This window comes from Paenibacillus sp. UNC496MF (assembly GCF_900113915.1).
Lineage (GTDB): Bacteria > Bacillota > Bacilli > Paenibacillales > Paenibacillaceae > Paenibacillus_Z > Paenibacillus_Z artemisiicola.
Window position 1 is genome coordinate 308434 of sequence record NZ_FORE01000011.1, and the last position, 19201, is coordinate 327634.

Here is a 19201-nt window from a genome sequence, read left to right on the forward strand (position 1 = left end):
TGCGGGCCGGAGAGAAGTCCAAAATCCCGGTTTCGCTCCAAGATGACCGTCCGTTTTCACCGGAAACGTCCTGATCGGACGGGCCTTGGCTAATCCTGCGCAAGCAGCGCCGGCAATACGCGTCCGAGCGCAAAAAAAGCCGTCCCCGAGGACGGCTTAGGCTGAGGTACACGACTGCGTTCACTCCAACAGATTCCGTTTGATCCGATACTCCTTCGGCGTCGTGCCGTATTTGTTCTTGAACAGTCGGAAGAAGTTGCTTCGGGTGCCGAATCCGATGCGTTCGATGAGATCGTTGATCGTATAATCGCCATGCTCCAAATAATGCACGGCTTGGCGGAGTCTGGCGTCGTTGATGTATTCGGCGACGGACAGCCCCGCCTGTTTCTTGAACAGCCGCCCGATATAGTCGGGGGACAGCTTCATCATGTCCGCGATCATCTGCAGGCCGAGATTCGCGTCCGCATGGTTTTGCACGATGATGTCCTTGATCGCGTCGACGAGAATTTCGCTGCGCTCCTCCTCCGGGCTCCGCTTGCTCTCGTTCATTCCCCGGTATACGTCGAGCAGCATGAGTTTCATGTCCGCGAGCGTCGCGCAGTCCATGATTTTCCGGTTGATATCGCCCCGCTCGCCGGGCAGCGAGACGATGCGGGACGCATTGATCTCTTTGATCGCCTGCCTCATCACGATCAAGACATGCAAGACCATATAGACCATATACTCGTAATTCAGCGATGCGATGAAGGCGAAGATGGTATCCAGCGTCTTCTCGAAGCCTTCGTCCTGGTTCGACTTCATGCTTTCGATCAGCTTCTTCTCCAGCTCCGGAGGCAGCGCGGCTTCCGCGCTGCTTAGGTTATCCCGGATCATGGACGGCGTGATGACGGCTTGCCGGCCGAACGCCAGCGTATACCTGAGCTGCTGCAGGCAGGCGGCATAATGACCGTGCAGCAGCCGGTATTCGGGAATGCCATCGCTCAGGGCAGCGGAGAACGTCGCCCGGTACATCGTCGCGATGATCGCCTGAATGCCCGCGATTTCCTGCCGGATCCGGTCGAGCGCGGCGGCCGATGCGTCCGGCATGCCGATGAGGGCCGCCACATGGTCATGCTTCAATTCAACGGTTTCGATGGCATAGGTCCGGGCGAGCAGCTCCTGCGCGATGTTGGCGATCGCGAAGCGCAGCAGCCTGCGATCCGGATCGTCCTCGCGCCCGGAAGCGCCGTCCGGTTCGTCGAGCTTCATGACGCAGAGCAGGTAAGGACCTTCGGCATCCATCCTCAGCTTCTGCGCTTGAATGAGCTCGATCAAGTCCTTGCGCGTCAGCGCCGCGCCGTCCGTAATGATCGTCCGGATCGAATAGGAACGCACGATATGGCGCGACGTCAGCTGCTCGCTCCTCGCGAGGAGCAAGCGATTTCGCGTTTCTTGATAGATGCCGGTCATGTAGGACAGCTCGTCGCCGTCCGGCGGCTTCGGCCCCGCTTCGTCGTCGGAGTCTTGCCGGACGAAGCTCACCAGTTTGCCGAGCGGCCGGTATAGCCGGTGGGAGATGCCGAGCGTGGCGAGCAGCGCAAGCAGGAGAAAGACCGCCGTCAGTACGATCGACGTCGTTTTCAACGAGTCGGCTTTGCTGACCAACGTCTCGTAGGACTGAATGCTGATCAGCGTCCAGCCGTTGATGCCCGTGTTCAAGTAGTTCACGATCTTCGGCTTGCTGCCGAGCGAATAATTGAAGCTGCCCGTATCCGCCGCGGGCTGCCGATGGACATGGGTCAACATCGCCTTTTTGAAGGCCTCGTCCATGGGTGGGGCAACCGGATCGGACGACAGGATCCGGCCGTCATCCGCCAAGATGAAGACGTTCTCGTTCTCCTGCCAAGCCAGTTGATTCATGACCTTCATATTATCGAACAGCCATTGCGGCCTGATGTTCAGCACGAATACGCTCTCGCCTTGCCGATATTCAAAGGCATCGTATTTGAAGATCGAGAACACGTCCGCCCGGCTCCGGTCGCCGCTTAGGCTCATCGGCACCATTTGCAGCTTGGGCAGCGGCCCGGTTCCTTTGAACAGCGCCCTCAACGCGCCGTAGATCGGCGCGTCCCGCTCCTGCACGGCAGGATCCCCGCCCCATATGAATCGGTCCGTCTTCGCGTTATAGATCATGATGGAATGGATGAAGGGCGTATAGTCCGCAAACTTGTCGATCCGCGACCGCTTCGTCAGCGTGTCGAAGATATCGGAGTCCTCGCTCGCCGTCATCAGCGGAATGATGTCGTTATCGTAATAGAGCGACATCGCGAGCCGCTGGATCACGTCGTTCAGATACGTCATGTTGAATTTGATTTGGGAGAGGACCTTCGTGTTGGCCTCCCGCTGCATGGTGAGAATGATCTTCTCGGCGTTGAAATAGAGGGTGCCCGAAAAGACGACGAGCAGCATCAGCACCAGGACGGAGAAGCTGAGAACAAGACGCCGGAGATACTTCTTCGATCGATACATGCGAAGGATATTCATCGTGGTTCCCTTCCCGATTGGCCGGACTTCGATCGCGGTTTTAGTCCTATCATGACATATTCCCCGCCCCGCAACCACTCCGAAATCCCGGTTTCGGTCCAATTTCCCGCTGCCTTCGCGTGTTTGTTGACCTGATCCCTTTCCTATCGGGCGGCGCATTTTCATAGGGTTATCCGTATGCGAGGGTTACGTCTCCCGAATGAAGTGCGTTCGCCGATTGTCACGCGTCCAAGCGTTCACCCGTATACTGATCATCACAAAGAGCGCTTCCCGCATAAGTACCTTGCATATTGGAGCGGGCGCTGATAGACGGCGGACCGGTTGGGAATGCCCCGGTACAGATCCTTCTGCGGCTTGCCGTTCAGTTCGATAATCCAAGGATGCGCTTCAGGGTCCAAGGCGACGTCGACGCTGAATTCGCCCAGGTGATAGTCGGTCTCCATGTCGATGATCTCTGCCGTTCGCAGGCTGACATCGTAAATGGACGTCATGATGGCTTGCACCTTGTTCGGCGAATACAACTTCTTAAGGATATCCTGAGACAAACAGGATTTTACGAAGATGCTCGTATTAAAGCTGCCTTTGTAGGCGATCCGGCTCACGAGATTCGTAACGGACCAGAGCCCCTGCTCATTCTTCTGCACAAGCGAGCGAATATCGAAGACCTGCCCGTCGATTTGGCGAATCGGGATCCCCTTTTGCACGATGTACGGCGTCGAGCGAACCAACTGCTTCATGTGCTCCCGGAAAAAGGCATGGTCGCTCGTCACGGTCTGAGGGACGAAATAGTGCTGGCCCGTGCGGACATCCCCCGAAGGACTCCTTTCCGCCCGATACACCCCTTTGCCCATGCAGCCGAATAGCGGCTTAAAATAGATCTCTCCATGACGCTCCAGCATGCTCGTCGCGTTCGCTTCGTCATAAGGTACCGTCTCCGGCAGATTGGGGGCGAGCCATCGATTCAGCTTATTGTAAATATCCAGCTTGTTTAATTGATTCACATCGTTAAAACAATGGTCCGCTCCGATTGCGGCCCCCAGCTTGTGGATCAGCTGCGGATCAGAGCCGTAACAGCGGTTATACACGACTTGGGGAAACGGAAACCGGCCGAGCGACCACGTTCCTTTCGCGCGATGCAAGCCGACGATCGTCCGGCCTTTCCAATCGATCGAAGACGGAGTGAAAGCGATCAGTTTCACGTTTGCCGCGTTGTGCGATAGATATTGGCTTAGCACGCTTTTCCGCTGCGTTCGATTCGCGACTAGTATTCCTACGAACCCGTTTTTCATAGTCATGGTCTCCTCCGTCCAAAATTCGCAAGATTCATAAGATCAACGTATGTAAGCCGCCGCTTGCCTGCATGGACAACAATACAATGCCATGCAAAAATACCGAATCCAAATAGTGGTACACAACGGATTCGATTGGAATATGTTATCAGCGGGCTGCCTCACCTGGCGATAAGCCCGACCCAATCCCCCAAAACAAGGAGAGTGTAAGTTACCTATGGGTAGATTACCAGGTCCTCCGGGACCTCCCGGGCCGCAAGGCCCTCCAGGGCCTCAAGGGCCTCCAGGATTAAACGGCGCCGCAGGCGCGCAAGGTCCTGCCGGTCCTGCCGGACCGCAAGGCCCCGCCGGCCCGGCTGTTCCGGATATGTTCGCCTTCCTGTGCAGCACGGTCGACCAGACGATCGCCGCCGCGCCCGCTCCCGGTGCCCAAGGCGGAGCCGTTACCTTCAATAACACCGTGATTAACTCGACGGATGTTACGTTTACCGCGCCTTCCACCGTAAACATCCTGAGGACCGGATTTTACCGCATTACCTGGGAAGTATTCCCGACCGCCGGCAACTCCGCCTTCGGCCTGTTCTTCGACCCGGACGGCCCGGGTCCGACTCCGCCGGCGCTCGTTCCTTGCAGCAACTACGGAACGAGCGCGGGCAACCAACCCTATACGGGTCAAGTCGTCGCCCAATTAACCGCCGGCGGCACGCTCACGCTCAACCGGATCGACAATATGGGTGCATTGACTTTGCAAGCGAGCATCGGCGGCGGAACGGCCGTCACGAGCGCTTCGCTGATCATTGAAAGCTTGACCTAATGCAATCGTAATCAGCGCGGCATTCCCTCGGATCGGGCAGGATCCTTGGGATAAGCATGAAAGAAACCAACCCCTTCGGGAGTTGGTTTCTTTCTGCGGCACAGGTTCTATTTCCCGCCCGCGCCTTACGCTTCGCCTCGGAATACGCGCAAGCTCAATTCGCTGCCGATCCTCGTACGAAATAAAACCGCACGGTCGTAAAATCAAGTCAGCATAAGGTTTGAAGTCGATCGGGCGTTCTTTATTGCCGCCCGTCTCTGACCGGCCGCGCTGCCCGCCGTTCGATGAGCCCGATCAGCGCCCAGCAGACGATGACGGCTAGCGTTGCCAGAATAGCCGAGCCGCCTACATGGACGATCGCGACGATGGCGAACGCGGTCGCCAGCAAAAAATGAATTCGCCGAACATGCTTCAGCTTCACCCGGCGGATCAAATAGCCGTATACGGCCAATGACAACAGCAGCGTAAAGGCCGCGATGCCCGTAAAGGTATCGTCCTTCATCGCCGCTTGCGTCAAGAAGTAGCTCCCGTGGGCGGCGACGAACGCGAGTGCCGCATAACCCGCCGGTTGATGCAGCCGGTTGAACAGCTTGCCGAGCTTCTTCACGACCGGCGACGGCGATTTGCGCTTCTTCTTCAGGCGCAGCCACGCGTAACCGACGGCCCCGCACCAGACGGCAATCGTCCCCAGGGTCCTGAACAGCCCGTCGCCGCCCTCCGCATCGCGTCTCATGCCGGCCGCGACTCCGCTTTGAAGCGTATCCGGATGGATGCTCCCGAATAAGGCGTACAGGACGAAGGCCAGACTGACCAGTGCCGCAAGGACGGCGGGAATGAATAAGAGGCGGTTAGGCTTCATGGATTTCCCTTCTCTCGTTCTTCAATGTCGGGACCGTTTCGTCTTCTTTCTCGCGAGCCGGCGCGCCGCCCCGAAATACGACGAGCAGCACGATCAGAACGGTCAGCACGAACGTCACCGGCCCCTTCCCCCAGCCCAGGCCGCCGCGAGCATGCGCCGCGGACATCCAATCCGCGAAGGAAGCCCCGACCGGACGCGTCATGATATACGCGAACCAAAACGCGGCGGTCTCGCGAAGTCCGAATCGATAAAACGCGATTGCCGGCACGGCCAGCACCGCCGCAAACAGCAAGCCGGACGCGAGGTACCCGAGCTGCATGCTCTCTGCCGTCATATCCCCCGCGGCCGTGCCGAGCGCGAACGTCGTCAGCACGGTCAACCAGTAAAAAATCTCCCGGCGGCGCGTGAATACGCTGTGCACGGATAAAGTGCCTTCGCGCTTATGCCACACCACGAGCAATGCCGCGAGCGCGATCATGAAGAAGAGCGTCGAGGCGATATAGGGAATGCCGAGCCCGACGCGCACGACATCGGCAGCCGTCGTGCCGAAGATGCTGACCATCACCACGACGAGCCAATAGACGCCGGGTACGTATCGCCGCGCCTTGAACTGCAGCAGCATGGCGGCAACGAAGAGGAGCACGCTTAACGGAGCCGAAAGGACGGGGTTCAGCCGTTCGAACAGGAAGTCGGACGCCACTTCCCCCATCCCGGTCGTCAACAGCTTCGTGATCCAAAAATAAACCGTAATCTCCGGAACTTTGGCTAACAGGCCTCCCGTATGCTGCCTGGCCGCTTTCAAAAATTCGCTCATAGTCGCCAACTCTTTCTCATTAGGATTGGACTCCGATTGCCGATGTCATGCCGAAGCATCGCGGATGCCTCTCAGGAACAAGAGTAACCCGTACATGAAGAAGAACGATCCCGCTTCCGCGCCGATCAGCTTGATATAGAACGGAGCGTGCATCAAGATCGTCCCCGCATAAATGCCGGTTCCGAGTCCTAGCAAACTCACCGTTAACCCATACTTGTTCATCAGCAGCCCCTCCAGCCGGATGGCGTGAATTTACCGTTCTTCGGGATTCGAACGCCGCCGCGCTTTCCTCCCTTTTTTGTTCCATCCCGTTTTCCGCCAAGTCTTCGTTCCCGCGAGAACAACGATCCCGGCCAAAAGCATCCATGCGCCCATTCGGACGGCAGCCATCACGGGGCTCTGTCGTACAGCGGGGCCGCCCCCATCGCCTCTTTCAGCCCGAGCTTGCTCGAACGCGGCCGGCGTCACTTCAAAATCAAACCGCTCCGCTTTCGCGCCCTCCGGGTCCCGCAATCGAACTTCCGCCTCATAAGTGCCCGGCTTCAGCAACGGCGCCGCGCCGATCCGGAGATGCCGTGCTTCGCCCGGCGGAAAAGTCGCGTTTCGCAGCGCTTTCGTGCTTGCCGCGCGCTTATAGACATACTCGTTCTGCGCCGTTTGCAGCGCCCGGCTGACGTTGATGCCAATATCGCCGCGCAGCACTTCCGTGTCCGGATTCAGGACCGTCAATTCAATGACGGGTTGACCGGCTTCGTTATACGCGTACTGGTAGGATTCGATGACGAGAACCGCGAGCTGCTGCATGTCCTTCACTCCTATCTGCCGGAGATCTGCCGCTTGCTATCGGTTCGCGATGAGCAGGTACAGCAGGAATACGGCGGCCAGCGCGAACCGGTAGTACGCGAACGGCGCAAGCTTCAGGCGTTCGAGCCATTTCAGAAACGTGAGGACGGCAAGCAGCGCCACGACGAACGCGACGACGAAGCCGGTCGCGAAGAAGCCGAGATCCGAACGCGTCAACGTATCGTAGCTCTTCAGCAGTTCATACCCGCTGGCCGCGATCATCATGGGAATGGCAATCAGAAACGAGAAGTTCGTCGCGGCCCGGTAGCCGACGCCCGACAACAAGCCGCCGGCGATGGTGGCGCCGGAACGGGAGAAGCCCGGCCAAAGGGCGAGACATTGGTAGAAGCCGATGAGCATGGCTTGTTTGTAGGATAATTGGTCGATTTCCTCCGCCATGGCGGCGGTCAGCTTCTTCTGCCCCAGCAGCATGAAGATGCCGCCCAGAACCAGACCGGCAAGCACCGTATACGGGGAGAACAAGTAATCCTTGATCAATGCATGCAGGAGTACGCCGAGCGCCATCGCCGGTAAACAAGCCAGTATGACATGGATCAGATTCAGCTTCGAGGTCTGTCCCGCGGCTGGCGTCCGGCGATTCGGCTCTTGGTCGCGCTCAAGCGCTTCCGTCGGATTCAAGCGGCGCAGTCCGAGCAAATGAAGAATTCGCCGCCAATAGATGACGGCGACCGCCAGGATGGCGCCGAGCTGGATGATGATTTCGAACGTGTCCGCCTTCTCGCCGGAGAATCCAAGCAGCTTCCCGCTCAGAATCAAGTGGCCGGTCGACGAAACCGGCAAAAACTCCGTCAGTCCTTCTACAATGCCTTGTACGATCGCGGTGAATAAGTCTTGCATAATGGGCTTGCACGCTCCCTTACCGTGGTGGACGTCCTGGATGAGGCCCTTTCTACTGTAGCGTCCGATCCTCAACTCGACGTGAACCAACGCTTAACGTTTTCTTAACGGAGATTAAACTTTCCGTAAGTCGTCCGCCTGCGAAGCGCGCGATAGAAAAAGCCGCCTTCCGGGTCTTCGACCGGAAAGCGGCTTTCATTGGAACTTGCTGGCGGATATTCGCGCTGCACCTCATTCAGTCTTTGAATCGATATCCGGTGCCCCAGACCGTCTCGATGTAGGTCGGATTGGCGGGATCCTGCTCGATTTTCTCGCGAATCTTCCGAATATGCACGGTAATCGTCTGCATATCGCCTTTCGCTCCGATATCCCATATCCGTTCGAACAAATGCTCCTTGGTAAATACGCGGCCGGGATTGCTCGCGAGTACGTAGAGCAGGTCGAATTCTTTGGTGGTCAGCGCGGTCTCCGTCTCGTTCACGAACACTTTCCGCGTGTCCGGTTCGATCCGCAGCCCGCGGATGTGTACGTCGTTCTTGGCGCTCTTCGCGCCGGTCAACCGATCGTACCGCGCCAGGTGCGCCTTGACTCTGGCCACTAATTCGGCAGGCTTGAACGGTTTGGCGATATAATCGTCCGCTCCGAGGCCGAGACCGCGGATCACGTCGATGTCCTCGCTTCGGGAAGTCACCATGAGGATGGGAATATCCCTCTTCTCCCGAATGCCCTTGCATACTTCAAACCCGTTCTTCTTCGGCAGCATGACGTCCAAGATCACCAGGTCGTATTTGCCCGACAGACTCTTGCTCAGGCCGGACTCGCCATCGGCGGCAATGTCGACGTTGAACCCGCTGATCTCCAAGTAATCCTTCTGCAGCTCCGAGATCGAGACGTCATCTTCGATGAGCAAAATCGTTTTCGTAGTCATCTATTCCCCTCCATGCCATACGGGAATGCGAAGCGTCACGGTCGTTCCTTCGTTCGGCCGGCTGACCGCCGAGATCGTGCCGCCATGCCCCTCCATGATCTGCTTGGCGATCGCAAGCCCAAGCCCGCTGCCGCCCGTATCCGCGTTTCGCGACTCCTCGGCCCGGTAGAATCGTTCGAAAATATGAGTGAGCGCCTCCGGCTCGATTCCGATCCCGTTGTCGGCAATGCGGATCACGACTTCCTGGCCGTCGCGAGCGGCTGACAGCGCGATGGCCGGTTCGGCCTTGTCCGAATACCGCACGCTGTTTTGAATGATATTGTTCAGCACCCGTTTGAAATGGTCCCAGTCCAGCGAAACGACCGTCTCCGGGTCAAGCGCGATAGCGGCGGTATACCCGATCCGCCGTTTCTCCAACTCGAATTGCAATTCGTCCGACCAATCGCGAAGATACGGCTCGAGGCGGACCGCTTCGAAACGAAACGGCTCGCGATTTAAGTCGAGCTTGGAATATAAGAAGAGTTCGTTAATCAGAACGTCCAGTTCGTCTGCCTTAGCGGCGATGGTCCGCATGTACTTCGCGCTCTTTTCGGGCGTGTCCGCCACCCCTTCCACGATCCCGTCCACGTAGCCCTTGATGGCCGTGAGCGGCGTCTTCAGGTCATGGGAGATATTCGCGATCAGCGTTTTTCGATTCTCCTCGTACTGCGCTTGCCGTTCAATGGACTGCTGCAAACGCGAACGCATCTCCTCGAACGCGACGCCTAATTGACCGATTTCGTCCTTCCCTGCCACGCGAAGCCGAAAATCCAGGTTGCCTTCCTTGATCTCTCTCGCGGCGTTCCGCAGCGCTTGAAGCGGACGAATGATCCGCCTGGACATGAAGGTCGTGAGCAAGAGATGCGTCAAGACGAGCACGAACAGCAAGGAGATAAACAGCGTCGGAAAATATTTGCGGATGAAATAAGTCACGGGATCGATCTTCGAGATGATGAAGACCGTGCCCTGCTTGGCCGTCCGATCATCGAAATCGAACTGCAGGTACAAATAGTTCGCGTTCGCGATTTTGACCGCCGGATATTGGCTCGCGGCGTCGGGCTTCTTGAAAGGCGGAAGCCCCGCGGTCAATTCGGGGACCTGCCGGACGTCCGCGGACTGATACACGAGCGCCCCGTCCAGCCGAACGGCCAAACCGGCGTCTCTTGCTTTCAACTCGGCCGTCATTTCGTCCAGGTAGGCTTGGTCCGTCAATAACTCGGGCTGCCGCTGGACCGAACGTTTGATTTCTTTCGCGATATGCTCCACGCGGTCATAGTCGAATCGATCTTCCGTGGACTCGTACAAGCTTTTGATATTCTGCAGATCGCCTTGGAAGAAGATCACCATCAACAACGAGATCAGCATGATGGACACGAGCGGGATGACGAGCATCGCCGCATAGGACAGGAGCAGCTTCAATCGAATGGACATACCGTACTTCTTCTCCTCCGCGCGCCGCGCCGCGATCAATGCAAGCCGTATGTATAACGGTTCGCTCGCGACCGGATGCCGGAATCGGTCCGGTCTATTCCAGCATAACCGCTGCTTCTAAAGGATTGGTGAACAGGTTCTTAAATTTGTATGAACTTCCTCTCCCGGATTCATTGTCCCCACTTCTTGATGCAAAAATAAACGAAAAGAAGGCTGGCCGCGATTCAGGCCAACCTTCCCGTTCATGCTTAAGCTTCGGTCAAGCGCGTGATTCATGACGCCACCGTGTTGTACATCATCACCCACATCGATCCCGCGACGATCACGATCAAGATCACCAGCCCGAGAATCAGGGCAAGCAAATTGTAGCGCGGCTTCTTCTCTTCCCGCAAATGCATGAAGAACAACAGCTGCACGGCCAATTGCAGGACGGCGGCCGCCATCAGCGAATAGGTTGTCGAACTGCCGTCCAACCAGCCGCCCATGACGATGGCTGCCGGAATAACGGTCAGCACGATGGAGCATAGAAAGCCGACCGTATACGAGCGCAAGGAGCCGTGCGCGTCCCCTTGCGAATGAGCCGATTCCATCGACGCCATCCTAGTTCACCCCCATTAAATAGACAACGGTGAAGACGAAGATCCAGACGACGTCCAGGAAGTGCCAGAACAGACTGACCACTTGCACTTTGCGCCTCGTTACAGGGGTAATCCCCTTCTTCGCCAGCTGCACCGTCAACGCGATCATCCAGCCCAAGCCGATGGTGACATGGATGCCGTGGGTCCCCACCAGGGTGAAGAAGGCCGACAAGAAAGCGCTGGCGCCCATCGTGGCCCCTTCGTTCGCGAAATGGGCGAATTCTTTGACCTCGAGTCCGATAAACGCGGCGCCCAGCAATGCCGTGACGCCGAGCCACCCGATCAAAGCCCGTACCTTTCCCTTTTGCATGGCCAGAACCGCCAAACCGCATGTATAACTGCTCGTGAGCAGGATAAAGGTGCTGGCGATCACGCCGCCCAGCTCGAATAGCTCGGCAGGTCCAGGACCGCCGGCGGTGCTGTTTCGCAGCACGATATAGGCGGCGAAGAACGTGCCGAAAATCATAATATCCGTCATGAGATAAATCCAGAACCCGAACGCGCGCAGCTCCTCCGCGTCCGGATGCTCGTGGTGCCCGGCGGTCCCGTGTCCGGACAGCTCGTTGGTCATCATGGGTTCACCTTCCTTGCGGCCGCTTCCGTGCGTCGTATCTCCTCGACCGGGATATAATAGTCGGTATCGTAGTTGAAGGAATGGGCCAGCGTGCAGGCCGCGACGCCCGCCAATCCCGGTATGATCAGCCACAGCCAATGGAACACGAAGCCGAAGCCGGCCAAGAACCAGCAGCCTGCCATGACGATCGGAATGCCGGAATTGCGGGGCATATGAATCGGCTCCAGCTTCGGGGAAGCGGCGGCACCGGAGATGCCTTGTTCCCGGTCCTGCTTGGCTTCCCACCACTCGTCGAGCCGGGATGCTTGCGGAAGCGCCGCGAAATTGTAGGCCGGCGCAGGCGAAGGAATCGACCACTCCAGCGTGCGGCCGTTCCAAGGATCGCCCGTCGCGTCGAGGTTGCTCCGGAAATGCCGGATACCGTGCGCGATTTGCCACACTTGAAATAAGAAGGCGATCCCCATCAGACCGGCGCCGAGCGAGGATACCAGGTTAAGCGCCCACCAGCCTTTGTCCCAGCCGTAGGTGACGAGCCGCCTCGTCATCCCCATCAGCCCGAGCGCGTATTGCGGCATGAAGCAGACGTAGAAGCCGATGTTCCAGAACCAGAACGCCCATTTGCCGATGCGCTCGTTCAGCTTGAAGCCGAACAGCTTCGGCCACCAGTAATATAACCCGGCAAAATAGCCGAACACGACGCCGCCGATGATCACCTGATGGAAATGCGCGATCAGAAAATAGCTGTTGTGATATTGAAAGTCCGCGGGCGCCACCGAGAGCAGCACCCCGGTCATGCCTCCGATCACGAAGCAGGGAATGAAGCCGATCGTCCACAGCATCGGGGTTTCGAACGTGATTTTGCCCCGGAACATGGTGAACAGCCAGTTGAAGATTTTCACCCCGGTCGGGATGGCGATGATCATGGTCGTCAAGGCGAAGAAGGCGTTGACGTCCGCGCCCGAGCCCATCGTGAAGAAATGATGCGCCCACACGAGGAACGACAGGATGCTGATGATGAGCATGGCGTAGACCATCGACTTGTAGCCGAACAGCTTCTTCCGGGAGAAGGTCGCCGCCACCTCGGAGAAGATCCCGAAGGCCGGCAGCACGATAATATAGACCTCGGGATGCCCCCACATCCAGATCAGATTGATGTACATCATCGGATTCCCGCCGCCGTCCAGCGTGAAGAAGTGCGCGCCGGCGTACCGATCCAGGAAGAGCAGCGCCAGCGTGGCCGTCAAGACGGGGAACGAGAAAATGATCGCGATGCAGCTCGACAGCACCGACCACGAGAACATCGGCATGCGCATGAGCTTCATGCCGGGCGCGCGCATCTTCAGAATCGTGACGATGAAGTTGATGCCGGTCATCAAGCTGCCGATGCCGGAAATCTGAATCCCCCAGATATAGAAATCCTGGCCGACCCCGGGGTTGTACATCAGCTCGGAATACGGCGGATAGGCGAGCCATCCCGAATCCGGCGAACCGCCGATCACGAAGCTCAGATTGAACAGCATGGCGCCCGCGAAGAACAGCCAGAAGCTGAGCGAATTGAGGAACGGGTACGCGACGTCGCGCGCCCCGATCTGCAGCGGCACCGTCACGTTGAACAGCCCGAACATGAACGGCATGGCCATGAACAGAATCATAATCACGCCGTGCGTGGTGAAGATGCCGTTGTAATGGTCGGGCTGCAGGAATTGCAGTTCCGGTACCGCCAGCTGCGCCCGCATCATGATGGCGTCCACGCCGCCGCGGAACAGCATGAGGAACGCCGCCATGATATACAGGATGCCGACTTTTTTATGATCGACCGTGGTCAGCCATTCCCGCCACAACCACCCCCATCTTTTGAAATAGGTCAGTACGAATGCGAGGGTGACGAGCGTCAGTACGATAGCCGCGTCCGCGCCGTAAATCAACGGATCTCCCGTAACGAAAAAACGGCCGGCGAAGCTTGTTATAGCATCGAGCATGATTGCCTTGCTCCTTTCCGCGATCTCTAGTTGTCGATCGGCATGGCCGGCATATCGGGCATGGCCGGCATATCATGGCCGCCCTTATCGCCTTGCTCCGGAATAGCGGACATGCCGTGCGAATGAGCGGCGTACTTCTTCACGATCTTGTCGAAGAGCCCTTCGGGAAAGGAAGAATACGTCAGCGCCTCCGACGAAGCGGGCTTGGCGAGCTGTTCGTACCCTGTCTGCGTCAGCGCCGGCGATTCCGCCTTCACCTCGCTCACCCATTGGCTGAACCGCTCCGGCGTGACGGCCTCCACGTCAAAGGACATCTTCGCGAAGCCGGTACCGGTAAAATTAGCGCCGGACCCCGCGTACGTCCCCACCTCGTCGGCCTGCAAATAAAGCGTCATGGCCATCCCCGACATCGCGTAAATTTGACCGCCGAGCTGGGGAATCCAGAACGAATTCATCGGAGAATCGGCCGTGATTTCGAACCGGACCGGCACGCCCTGCGGAATTTTCAGCTCGTTCACGGCCGCGATCCCCTGCCCGGGATATTGGAACAGCCATTTCCAATCGAGGGAAGTCACTTGCACCGTCAACGGCGCCGCATCGGACTTGATCGGCTTGGACGGCTCAAGCGCGTAGGTTGCCCGCGCGGTCACGACCGCGATCGCCACGATGACGATAACGGGAATCCCCCACCACACCGTCTCCAGCTTCGCGCTGTGCGCCCAATTCGGCGCATAAGCCGCTTTGCGGTCCGTTCTGTCCCGATAGCGCCAAATAATGATCGCCGAAAGAACGAGCACGGGAACGATGACAATCGCGCATAGCGCCGTCGACAGGTACATCAGATCCCGCTGCCGTTCCGCGATCGGCCCTTTGGGGTCGAGCACGCCGGCGTTCGAGCAGCCGGCCGAGACGAGCAGCATGACCGCCGCCATGGATAGCAAACAAAACCGGCGCCATAATTTGGGAACGTTCATCTTCATCAACTCCTTGTATCCGTCTTGCATATGCCAAGGTCCACTTTATAGGACGGCATGTACGTCGTCACCATCCGCTTGCGCGTTCGAAACCCCGACCATGTTCAAGGGATTGCAACGATTTGCACACGATTTGGACATCATTCGCGGCGGGGTAGAACGTAAAAAGACCGCAGCGCGGCTGCGATCCCTGCACGAATGCCGATTTTAAAATCTCAATGGGTTGCTTGCCGGACTCGTCAAGTGGATGGTTCCTTTCGCGGAGATTCGATTTATAGTCATGGACATCTCGTTCAATGAAGAGGCCGTCCGCGATCTCGCTGAACGAAACCATCATCTCGGGAAAGGAATGGAACCTATGCTTGCGGAACGCGCTTTAGGCGGCGTATTCGTTCCCGTCGTGACGCCTTTTGATTCCCTTGGCCGATTGGACGTGAAGTCCTTCGAAGCGTTGGTTGACCGTCTGGTGCGCAAAGGCGTGCACGGGCTCGTGCTCAACGATACCCTCGGAGAAGCGCCGGCCGCTCACGCCGGCGAATTGGACGCGCTGATCGAAACGGCGCGCGGCGTCGCCGGGGACCTCCCTCTGCTTGTCGATGCGGGTTCCGGCCCTGCGGCCGAAACGGCGAAAACGATCGCGCGGGCCAAGTCGCTCGGCGCCGATGCCGCGCTCGTCCAACCTCCGCGCGGCTTTCGCCCATCGCCGCAAGCCGTCGCCCGGCATGTTCGCGAAGCGGCTCGCGCCGGGCTTCCGATCATTCTCTGCGACCCCCCGTTCGGAACGGGGAGATCGTTGAACGTTGAAACGATTCAAGCACTTATGGACTTGGAGGGCATCGTCGGTTTGAAGGAGAGCTCGGGGAGTATCGCGCGCTTCCTAACGTTGGCCCGGACGTTGGCCAAGCCGATCTTGTGCGGAGCGGACAAGCTGTTCTTCGGCGCGATGTGTTACGGGGGAAAAGGGGGAATCTTGGCCAGCGCGAATGTGGATACCGAACAATTCGTTCACGTGCACGCGCTGTTCCGGGACGGACAAATCGATGCCGCGCTTCGGAGCTTCGAACAATTGCTTCCGCTGATTCGATTTGTCCATTCGGAACCGCATCCCGGACCGTTAAAATGGTTATTGGCCGAGCGCGGGCACATTCGTTCGGATCGGATGCGATTGCCCGGGAGAACGATGGGATGCGTTAGCTCGGACAAACGACCTTGACCGAGCTCGGTTCCATGCATAAAATCCGCGGCAGCCGCGGCTTTCATGGCATGAAGTTCTTGCCGCACGTCCATTGCAAGCGCCTTGCCTTGAACGTTCGCATCCCGATTCGAGGTTCAGACCCGGCTTTCGAACAGCGAACCGCCGGCTAGCCGGTACCATACGCCATACCGATACTGCGTCTCGTTCGGACCGCCGAAGACATGCTCCCGGTATTGGAATTGCGACCACACGCCGGTAACTTCTATGATTTTATCCGCTTGCTTGAAATAGATGTACGTATGTCTGTTATAGGTGTAGGTGACCGATCCGTCCGGCCACGTCTTATCGATGCTGAGGGGCAGATCCGTAGGAGACCACCAAGTGGCTGCGAACACCGGCTTATCCACGCCCTCCGGCGAGCGAACGTACAGGATCCAGCTGTCTTTGTCCTTTTCATACTTGGTATAAGCAATCCAGCCGTTATTGACGTCATAGTCGACCGCTGCCGGCCAGGGGTTAATGGCTAAGGTGGTACGCTTGCCATCCGGGCCGATCAATCGCGTCACCCATTTCAGATAGCGGTAATTATCAATCAGCATGAGTTCGCGGAAGACGATGTTCGTTCCGTCCGTTACAGGCTGATATAACCCTAAATTCGCATGATACCACTGCGAGACGAGGCTTGGCGATCGCGATGCCAGCTTCGTCGGCGTGCCGCCCGGGAGCTGCTCGTACAGATCGCCGATCGTCGAATAAACGATGGCGCCGTCCGGCGAGACATCCGTATCGGAAGGACCGAGCGGACGGGACTGCCCGGTCGCGATATCCACGACCCGATCGGCAAACAACGCGTAATTCCCTTTGATTGCGGTAAAACTCGCATCGGCAAGCTGCCGTGCCTCGCCGTCCTTCCAATACTCCGTGACCGCTTTGCGGGACTTTGGGTCCGTGAAGGTATACACGACGCCTTCGGCGGTTAATTTCGCTTGACTGACGACGGCGTCGGTCCCCGCGGCATCATACACCTTTGCTTCGCTCTTGTTCGTACGGTTGTACAACCACAGCACCTTATTGCCGGTTGCCTTCCAAACGATGCGGGTCTGGTCGAAGTCGGAGATGGCTCCGTCAAACTGGTAAAGCAGCTGCTTGCTCGCGGCGTTTGCTTGGACGGGCAGAACCAGCATGAAGAGCATCAAGCCCGCAGCCAGCAGCACCAATCGGCGTTTCATCATGTTTTCCCTCCCATGGACGATCTAGTATAAATCTAGCATAATTTGGCAATTTAGAATTCTACTAAATTTCCTAATACGCCCTCCTACCCATTCACCAAATATTTTACATAAAATGGTTAAATCGATTGGACTAGATGCCCACAAGAGTACAAAAAAACGCTACGAACTGTCCCGTTCCTGCTTCATGCCGGGAATATTGACTTGGGTTGCCCGCAGACCGCGATTGACTGAAACATGATTAAAAGGGCTTCAGCACCATAAGCGCCAAGATGGCGATCATCAGCAGCTGCGACGCCGTTTCGACGGGGACGATCCGTTTGATCAGCGGTCCGAGCTCGGCGGGGAGTTCGCTGCCCCCGTCTTGACGTTCCGCGATGAGCTTCATGATCTTTTTCAGGCGCGGCTCGATCCAACCGTCGATCAGGACGACCATGAGCAGCGATAGCAGGATGGCGGCATTCAGCCACATTTGCGATAAGCCGGCCCTGGTCAGGATCATCAGCCATACGCCGGTTATGAGAAGCACGAATCCGCCGAGCTTAGGCAGAACGGCAAGCCGGGCCGTGATGCCGAACGCAAAGCGCAGCTGCCCGACGGTGCCGGCGGATCTTCGAATGAGGGGCATCATGAAAGCAGGACCGATGATGGCGATCGCGGCCAAGACGTGCGCGACGAGCAGCAAGCCAAACCAACTCATGCTTCCCCATCCCCTCGGAGCGCCGGCGCCGTGCGTCGATACGCCAGACCGACCCTTTTCCGCTTGAACGGGCCGCCGAGCTCAAGATGGTCCAGCATCCATGAGGCGACGTCGTCGTACGCAACGTTCAGCTCATGCAGCCGGCTGAACAAGTGACCGGCAATCTCCGCTTCGGAACAGGCCCCGATCGCCTCCGGAACCGGAACGGGCAGGATGTCCGTCGCGACCTGCAGACGAACCGGCTCCGGATGCTCCCTCGATTCCGTCATGGTTCCCGGACACATCACGGACCAATCGAGCGCAGAGCGCTGCAGCCGTTCGAAATTCCGGTTGTGCGTTTGAAACTCGGGCGGGAAACCGGGCAAATTGTTGCCGATCAGCGCGGTATGGGGAATATCCAGCAGCCCGGCGCCGCCCATCATCCACACCCGCCCGGAGAAACGGGGCTGGCTCTCGCATTGGCTGATCACGGTATCGACGATGCGAACGAATTCCTCCCCCTGCCCCGCATGGCCGGCCGCCAGAATGGCGGCGTCCTGCTGCGCGAGCGCCGCGCCGACGCTCGCCGGATCCGTCATATCGGCCGCGATCACCCGCACCCGCCCTGCGGCATGCTCGCCGAGTTGATCGCGCAGCTTCTGCGGATTTCGCACGAAAGCGGTCATTTCATGCCCCGATTGCAACCCTTGCGCCAGCACTCTTCTTCCCGTATTCCCCGTCGCTCCGAACACCATGATTTTCATGTTTCGTTCCTCCTTTTGAATGGCCCCTCTATTTGGTTGACTCCAGCTTAACATCCCTTCGCCATGCCGGTAAGAACGCACTTTAAAGTAGGGGACTTACTTAAAAGTAAGCCTGCCGGAGCGGGAGCCGCGATCGTCGCGCGGAGAACGGCGGACGGAGAACGACGGCAGACGGTTTGGCGCCAAAGAAAAAAGCTGCCCGGAATTCCGAGGCAGCATTGGCAGGGAATCGTTCGCGTTCCCGGACACGTTCAGGGAACCGGACTTACGACGCCGATTCTTCGTATTTGCGCTTATTGTGGATTTCTCCCCACGCGCACATGACTTCCGCGACGGGAATCAAGGTTTTGCCGTAATCGCTAAGGGAATATTCGACTTTCGGAGGAACGGACGGATAGACCGTTCGATCGACGATGCCTTCTCGTTCCAAGTCCCGGAGATGCTGCGAAAGCATCTTTTGCGTGACGCCGGGAATCAGCTTCTCCAGATCGTTGAACCGCTTCTTGGACTCGATCAATTGCCACAAAATCATGGGTTTCCACTTGCCGCCCAACACCTGAATGAGCGTCTCGACCGGACATTCGCGCTGATGATCCATGGTTCCGTCATCCCCTTGCTTAAGGAAGTGCATATCCTGAAATTGCCATACCGAAATTTTACGGCAGCGCAAGCAACCGCGTCAATCCTCGAAACCGAGCTGCGCGAGCCCGATAGCCGATCCGCGGGGCTGCGGCGCTTGCCATCCGAACCGGCATCGGACTGACAGCATTC

General features: G+C 57.9%; 19 protein-coding genes. 2 read left to right on the forward strand and 17 right to left on the reverse strand.

The window, feature by feature from the left end; all coding sequences use genetic code 11:
• Nucleotides 1–180: 180 nt before the first annotated feature.
• Complete coding sequence (locus BMZ79_RS20950; protein ID WP_218154745.1) at nt 181–2508, reverse strand: AraC family transcriptional regulator; 2328 nt, start codon at nt 2506–2508, stop codon at nt 181–183.
• 269 nt (nt 2509–2777) lie between these two features.
• On the reverse strand, nt 2778–3722 hold the full coding sequence (locus BMZ79_RS20955) for a YheC/YheD family endospore coat-associated protein (protein ID WP_256252925.1): 945 nt from the start codon (nt 3720–3722) through the stop codon (nt 2778–2780).
• A gap of 457 nt (nt 3723–4179) precedes the next feature.
• Between BMZ79_RS20955 and BMZ79_RS20960 the strand changes: the two genes are divergently transcribed.
• A complete protein-coding gene (locus BMZ79_RS20960) occupies nt 4180–4626 on the forward strand; it encodes a collagen-like protein (RefSeq protein ID WP_256252926.1) in 447 nt (148 codons plus the stop codon).
• Between the two features lie 241 nt (nt 4627–4867).
• Here BMZ79_RS20960 and BMZ79_RS20965 read toward each other — a convergent pair whose 3' ends face one another.
• From BMZ79_RS20965 to cyoA, 11 genes are all read right to left on the reverse strand, one after another.
• Nucleotides 4868–5485 (reverse strand): hypothetical protein, encoded by a 618-nt coding sequence (locus BMZ79_RS20965; RefSeq protein ID WP_090643347.1) that lies wholly within the window; start codon nt 5483–5485, stop codon nt 4868–4870.
• Nucleotides 5475–6299, reverse strand: coding sequence for a COG4705 family protein (locus tag BMZ79_RS20970; protein WP_090643349.1), 825 nt, complete (start codon nt 6297–6299; stop codon nt 5475–5477). The genes BMZ79_RS20965 and BMZ79_RS20970 overlap by 11 nt, the downstream gene beginning before the upstream one ends.
• A 45-nt stretch (nt 6300–6344) precedes the next feature.
• On the reverse strand, nt 6345–6521 hold the full coding sequence (locus BMZ79_RS34370) for a hypothetical protein (protein WP_177222249.1): 177 nt from the start codon (nt 6519–6521) through the stop codon (nt 6345–6347).
• 30 nt (nt 6522–6551) lie between these two features.
• A complete protein-coding gene (locus BMZ79_RS20975; RefSeq protein WP_090643352.1) occupies nt 6552–7103 on the reverse strand; it encodes a hypothetical protein in 552 nt (183 codons plus the stop codon).
• Between the two features lie 36 nt (nt 7104–7139).
• A complete protein-coding gene (locus BMZ79_RS20980) occupies nt 7140–8000 on the reverse strand; it encodes an undecaprenyl-diphosphate phosphatase (RefSeq protein WP_090643354.1) in 861 nt (286 codons plus the stop codon).
• A 235-nt stretch (nt 8001–8235) separates the two neighbouring features.
• Nucleotides 8236–8928 (reverse strand): response regulator transcription factor, encoded by a 693-nt coding sequence (locus tag BMZ79_RS20985; RefSeq protein ID WP_090643357.1) that lies wholly within the window; start codon nt 8926–8928, stop codon nt 8236–8238.
• Nucleotides 8929–10398 (reverse strand): sensor histidine kinase, encoded by a 1470-nt coding sequence (locus BMZ79_RS20990; RefSeq protein WP_090643360.1) that lies wholly within the window; start codon nt 10396–10398, stop codon nt 8929–8931. It abuts the gene before it with no gap.
• 272 nt (nt 10399–10670) lie between these two features.
• Nucleotides 10671–10997, reverse strand: a complete 327-nt coding sequence (gene cyoD, locus BMZ79_RS20995) for a cytochrome o ubiquinol oxidase subunit IV (protein ID WP_090643361.1) — start codon at nt 10995–10997, stop codon at nt 10671–10673.
• A 1-nt stretch (nt 10998) separates the two neighbouring features.
• Nucleotides 10999–11607, reverse strand: coding sequence for a cytochrome o ubiquinol oxidase subunit III (gene cyoC / locus BMZ79_RS21000; protein WP_090643614.1), 609 nt, complete (start codon nt 11605–11607; stop codon nt 10999–11001).
• Complete coding sequence (locus tag BMZ79_RS21005) at nt 11607–13589, reverse strand: cbb3-type cytochrome c oxidase subunit I (RefSeq protein WP_090643364.1); 1983 nt, start codon at nt 13587–13589, stop codon at nt 11607–11609. Before BMZ79_RS21005 ends, cyoC begins: the two co-directional genes overlap by 1 nt.
• Before the next feature lie 26 nt (nt 13590–13615).
• Nucleotides 13616–14563: a ubiquinol oxidase subunit II gene (gene cyoA, locus BMZ79_RS21010; RefSeq protein ID WP_090643366.1), complete on the reverse strand. Its 948-nt coding sequence runs from the start codon at nt 14561–14563 to the stop codon at nt 13616–13618.
• 358 nt (nt 14564–14921) lie between these two features.
• Here cyoA and BMZ79_RS21015 point away from each other — a divergent pair, with 358 nt between their 5' ends.
• Nucleotides 14922–15776 carry a dihydrodipicolinate synthase family protein gene (locus BMZ79_RS21015; RefSeq protein ID WP_090643369.1) on the forward strand — a complete coding sequence of 285 codons (855 nt, stop codon included), beginning with the start codon at nt 14922–14924 and terminating at the stop codon, nt 15774–15776.
• Nucleotides 15777–15892: 116 nt separating this feature from the next.
• On the opposite strand, the gene BMZ79_RS21020 is transcribed toward BMZ79_RS21015, so the two are convergent.
• From BMZ79_RS21020 to BMZ79_RS21035, 4 genes are all read right to left on the reverse strand, one after another.
• Nucleotides 15893–16987 (reverse strand): hypothetical protein, encoded by a 1095-nt coding sequence (locus tag BMZ79_RS21020; RefSeq protein WP_218154746.1) that lies wholly within the window; start codon nt 16985–16987, stop codon nt 15893–15895.
• 241 nt (nt 16988–17228) lie between these two features.
• A complete protein-coding gene (locus BMZ79_RS21025) occupies nt 17229–17687 on the reverse strand; it encodes a DUF2269 family protein (RefSeq protein WP_090643375.1) in 459 nt (152 codons plus the stop codon).
• Nucleotides 17684–18430 (reverse strand): NAD(P)-dependent oxidoreductase, encoded by a 747-nt coding sequence (locus BMZ79_RS21030; RefSeq protein ID WP_090643378.1) that lies wholly within the window; start codon nt 18428–18430, stop codon nt 17684–17686. The genes BMZ79_RS21025 and BMZ79_RS21030 overlap by 4 nt, the downstream gene beginning before the upstream one ends.
• Nucleotides 18431–18695: 265 nt before the next feature.
• Nucleotides 18696–19028 (reverse strand): winged helix-turn-helix transcriptional regulator, encoded by a 333-nt coding sequence (locus tag BMZ79_RS21035; RefSeq protein ID WP_090643380.1) that lies wholly within the window; start codon nt 19026–19028, stop codon nt 18696–18698.
• Nucleotides 19029–19201 lie beyond the last annotated feature (173 nt).

Excerpts from the sequence above, each read along its gene's own strand:
- BMZ79_RS20950 (WP_218154745.1), bottom strand. The coding sequence starts at position 2,508 with ATGTATCGATCGAAGAAGTATCTCCGGCGTCTTGTTCTCAGCTTCTCC.
- BMZ79_RS20960 (WP_256252926.1), top strand. The coding sequence starts at position 4,180 with ATGTTCGCCTTCCTGTGCAGCACGGTCGACCAGACGATCGCCGCCGCG.
- BMZ79_RS20965 (WP_090643347.1), bottom strand. The coding sequence starts at position 5,485 with ATGAAGCCTAACCGCCTCTTATTCATTCCCGCCGTCCTTGCGGCACTG.
- BMZ79_RS20970 (WP_090643349.1), bottom strand. The coding sequence starts at position 6,299 with ATGAGCGAATTTTTGAAAGCGGCCAGGCAGCATACGGGAGGCCTGTTA.
- BMZ79_RS34370 (WP_177222249.1), bottom strand. The coding sequence starts at position 6,521 with ATGAACAAGTATGGGTTAACGGTGAGTTTGCTAGGACTCGGAACCGGC.
- BMZ79_RS20975 (WP_090643352.1), bottom strand. The coding sequence starts at position 7,103 with ATGCAGCAGCTCGCGGTTCTCGTCATCGAATCCTACCAGTACGCGTAT.
- BMZ79_RS20980 (WP_090643354.1), bottom strand. The coding sequence starts at position 8,000 with ATGCAAGACTTATTCACCGCGATCGTACAAGGCATTGTAGAAGGACTG.
- BMZ79_RS20985 (WP_090643357.1), bottom strand. The coding sequence starts at position 8,928 with ATGACTACGAAAACGATTTTGCTCATCGAAGATGACGTCTCGATCTCG.
- BMZ79_RS20990 (WP_090643360.1), bottom strand. The coding sequence starts at position 10,398 with ATGTCCATTCGATTGAAGCTGCTCCTGTCCTATGCGGCGATGCTCGTC.
- cyoD (WP_090643361.1), bottom strand. The coding sequence starts at position 10,997 with ATGGCGTCGATGGAATCGGCTCATTCGCAAGGGGACGCGCACGGCTCC.
- cyoC (WP_090643614.1), bottom strand. The coding sequence starts at position 11,607 with ATGACCAACGAGCTGTCCGGACACGGGACCGCCGGGCACCACGAGCAT.
- BMZ79_RS21005 (WP_090643364.1), bottom strand. The coding sequence starts at position 13,589 with ATGCTCGATGCTATAACAAGCTTCGCCGGCCGTTTTTTCGTTACGGGA.
- cyoA (WP_090643366.1), bottom strand. The coding sequence starts at position 14,563 with ATGAACGTTCCCAAATTATGGCGCCGGTTTTGTTTGCTATCCATGGCG.
- BMZ79_RS21015 (WP_090643369.1), top strand. The coding sequence starts at position 14,922 with ATGCTTGCGGAACGCGCTTTAGGCGGCGTATTCGTTCCCGTCGTGACG.
- BMZ79_RS21020 (WP_218154746.1), bottom strand. The coding sequence starts at position 16,987 with ATGAAACGCCGATTGGTGCTGCTGGCTGCGGGCTTGATGCTCTTCATG.
- BMZ79_RS21025 (WP_090643375.1), bottom strand. The coding sequence starts at position 17,687 with ATGAGTTGGTTTGGCTTGCTGCTCGTCGCGCACGTCTTGGCCGCGATC.
- BMZ79_RS21030 (WP_090643378.1), bottom strand. The coding sequence starts at position 18,430 with ATGAAAATCATGGTGTTCGGAGCGACGGGGAATACGGGAAGAAGAGTG.
- BMZ79_RS21035 (WP_090643380.1), bottom strand. The coding sequence starts at position 19,028 with ATGGATCATCAGCGCGAATGTCCGGTCGAGACGCTCATTCAGGTGTTG.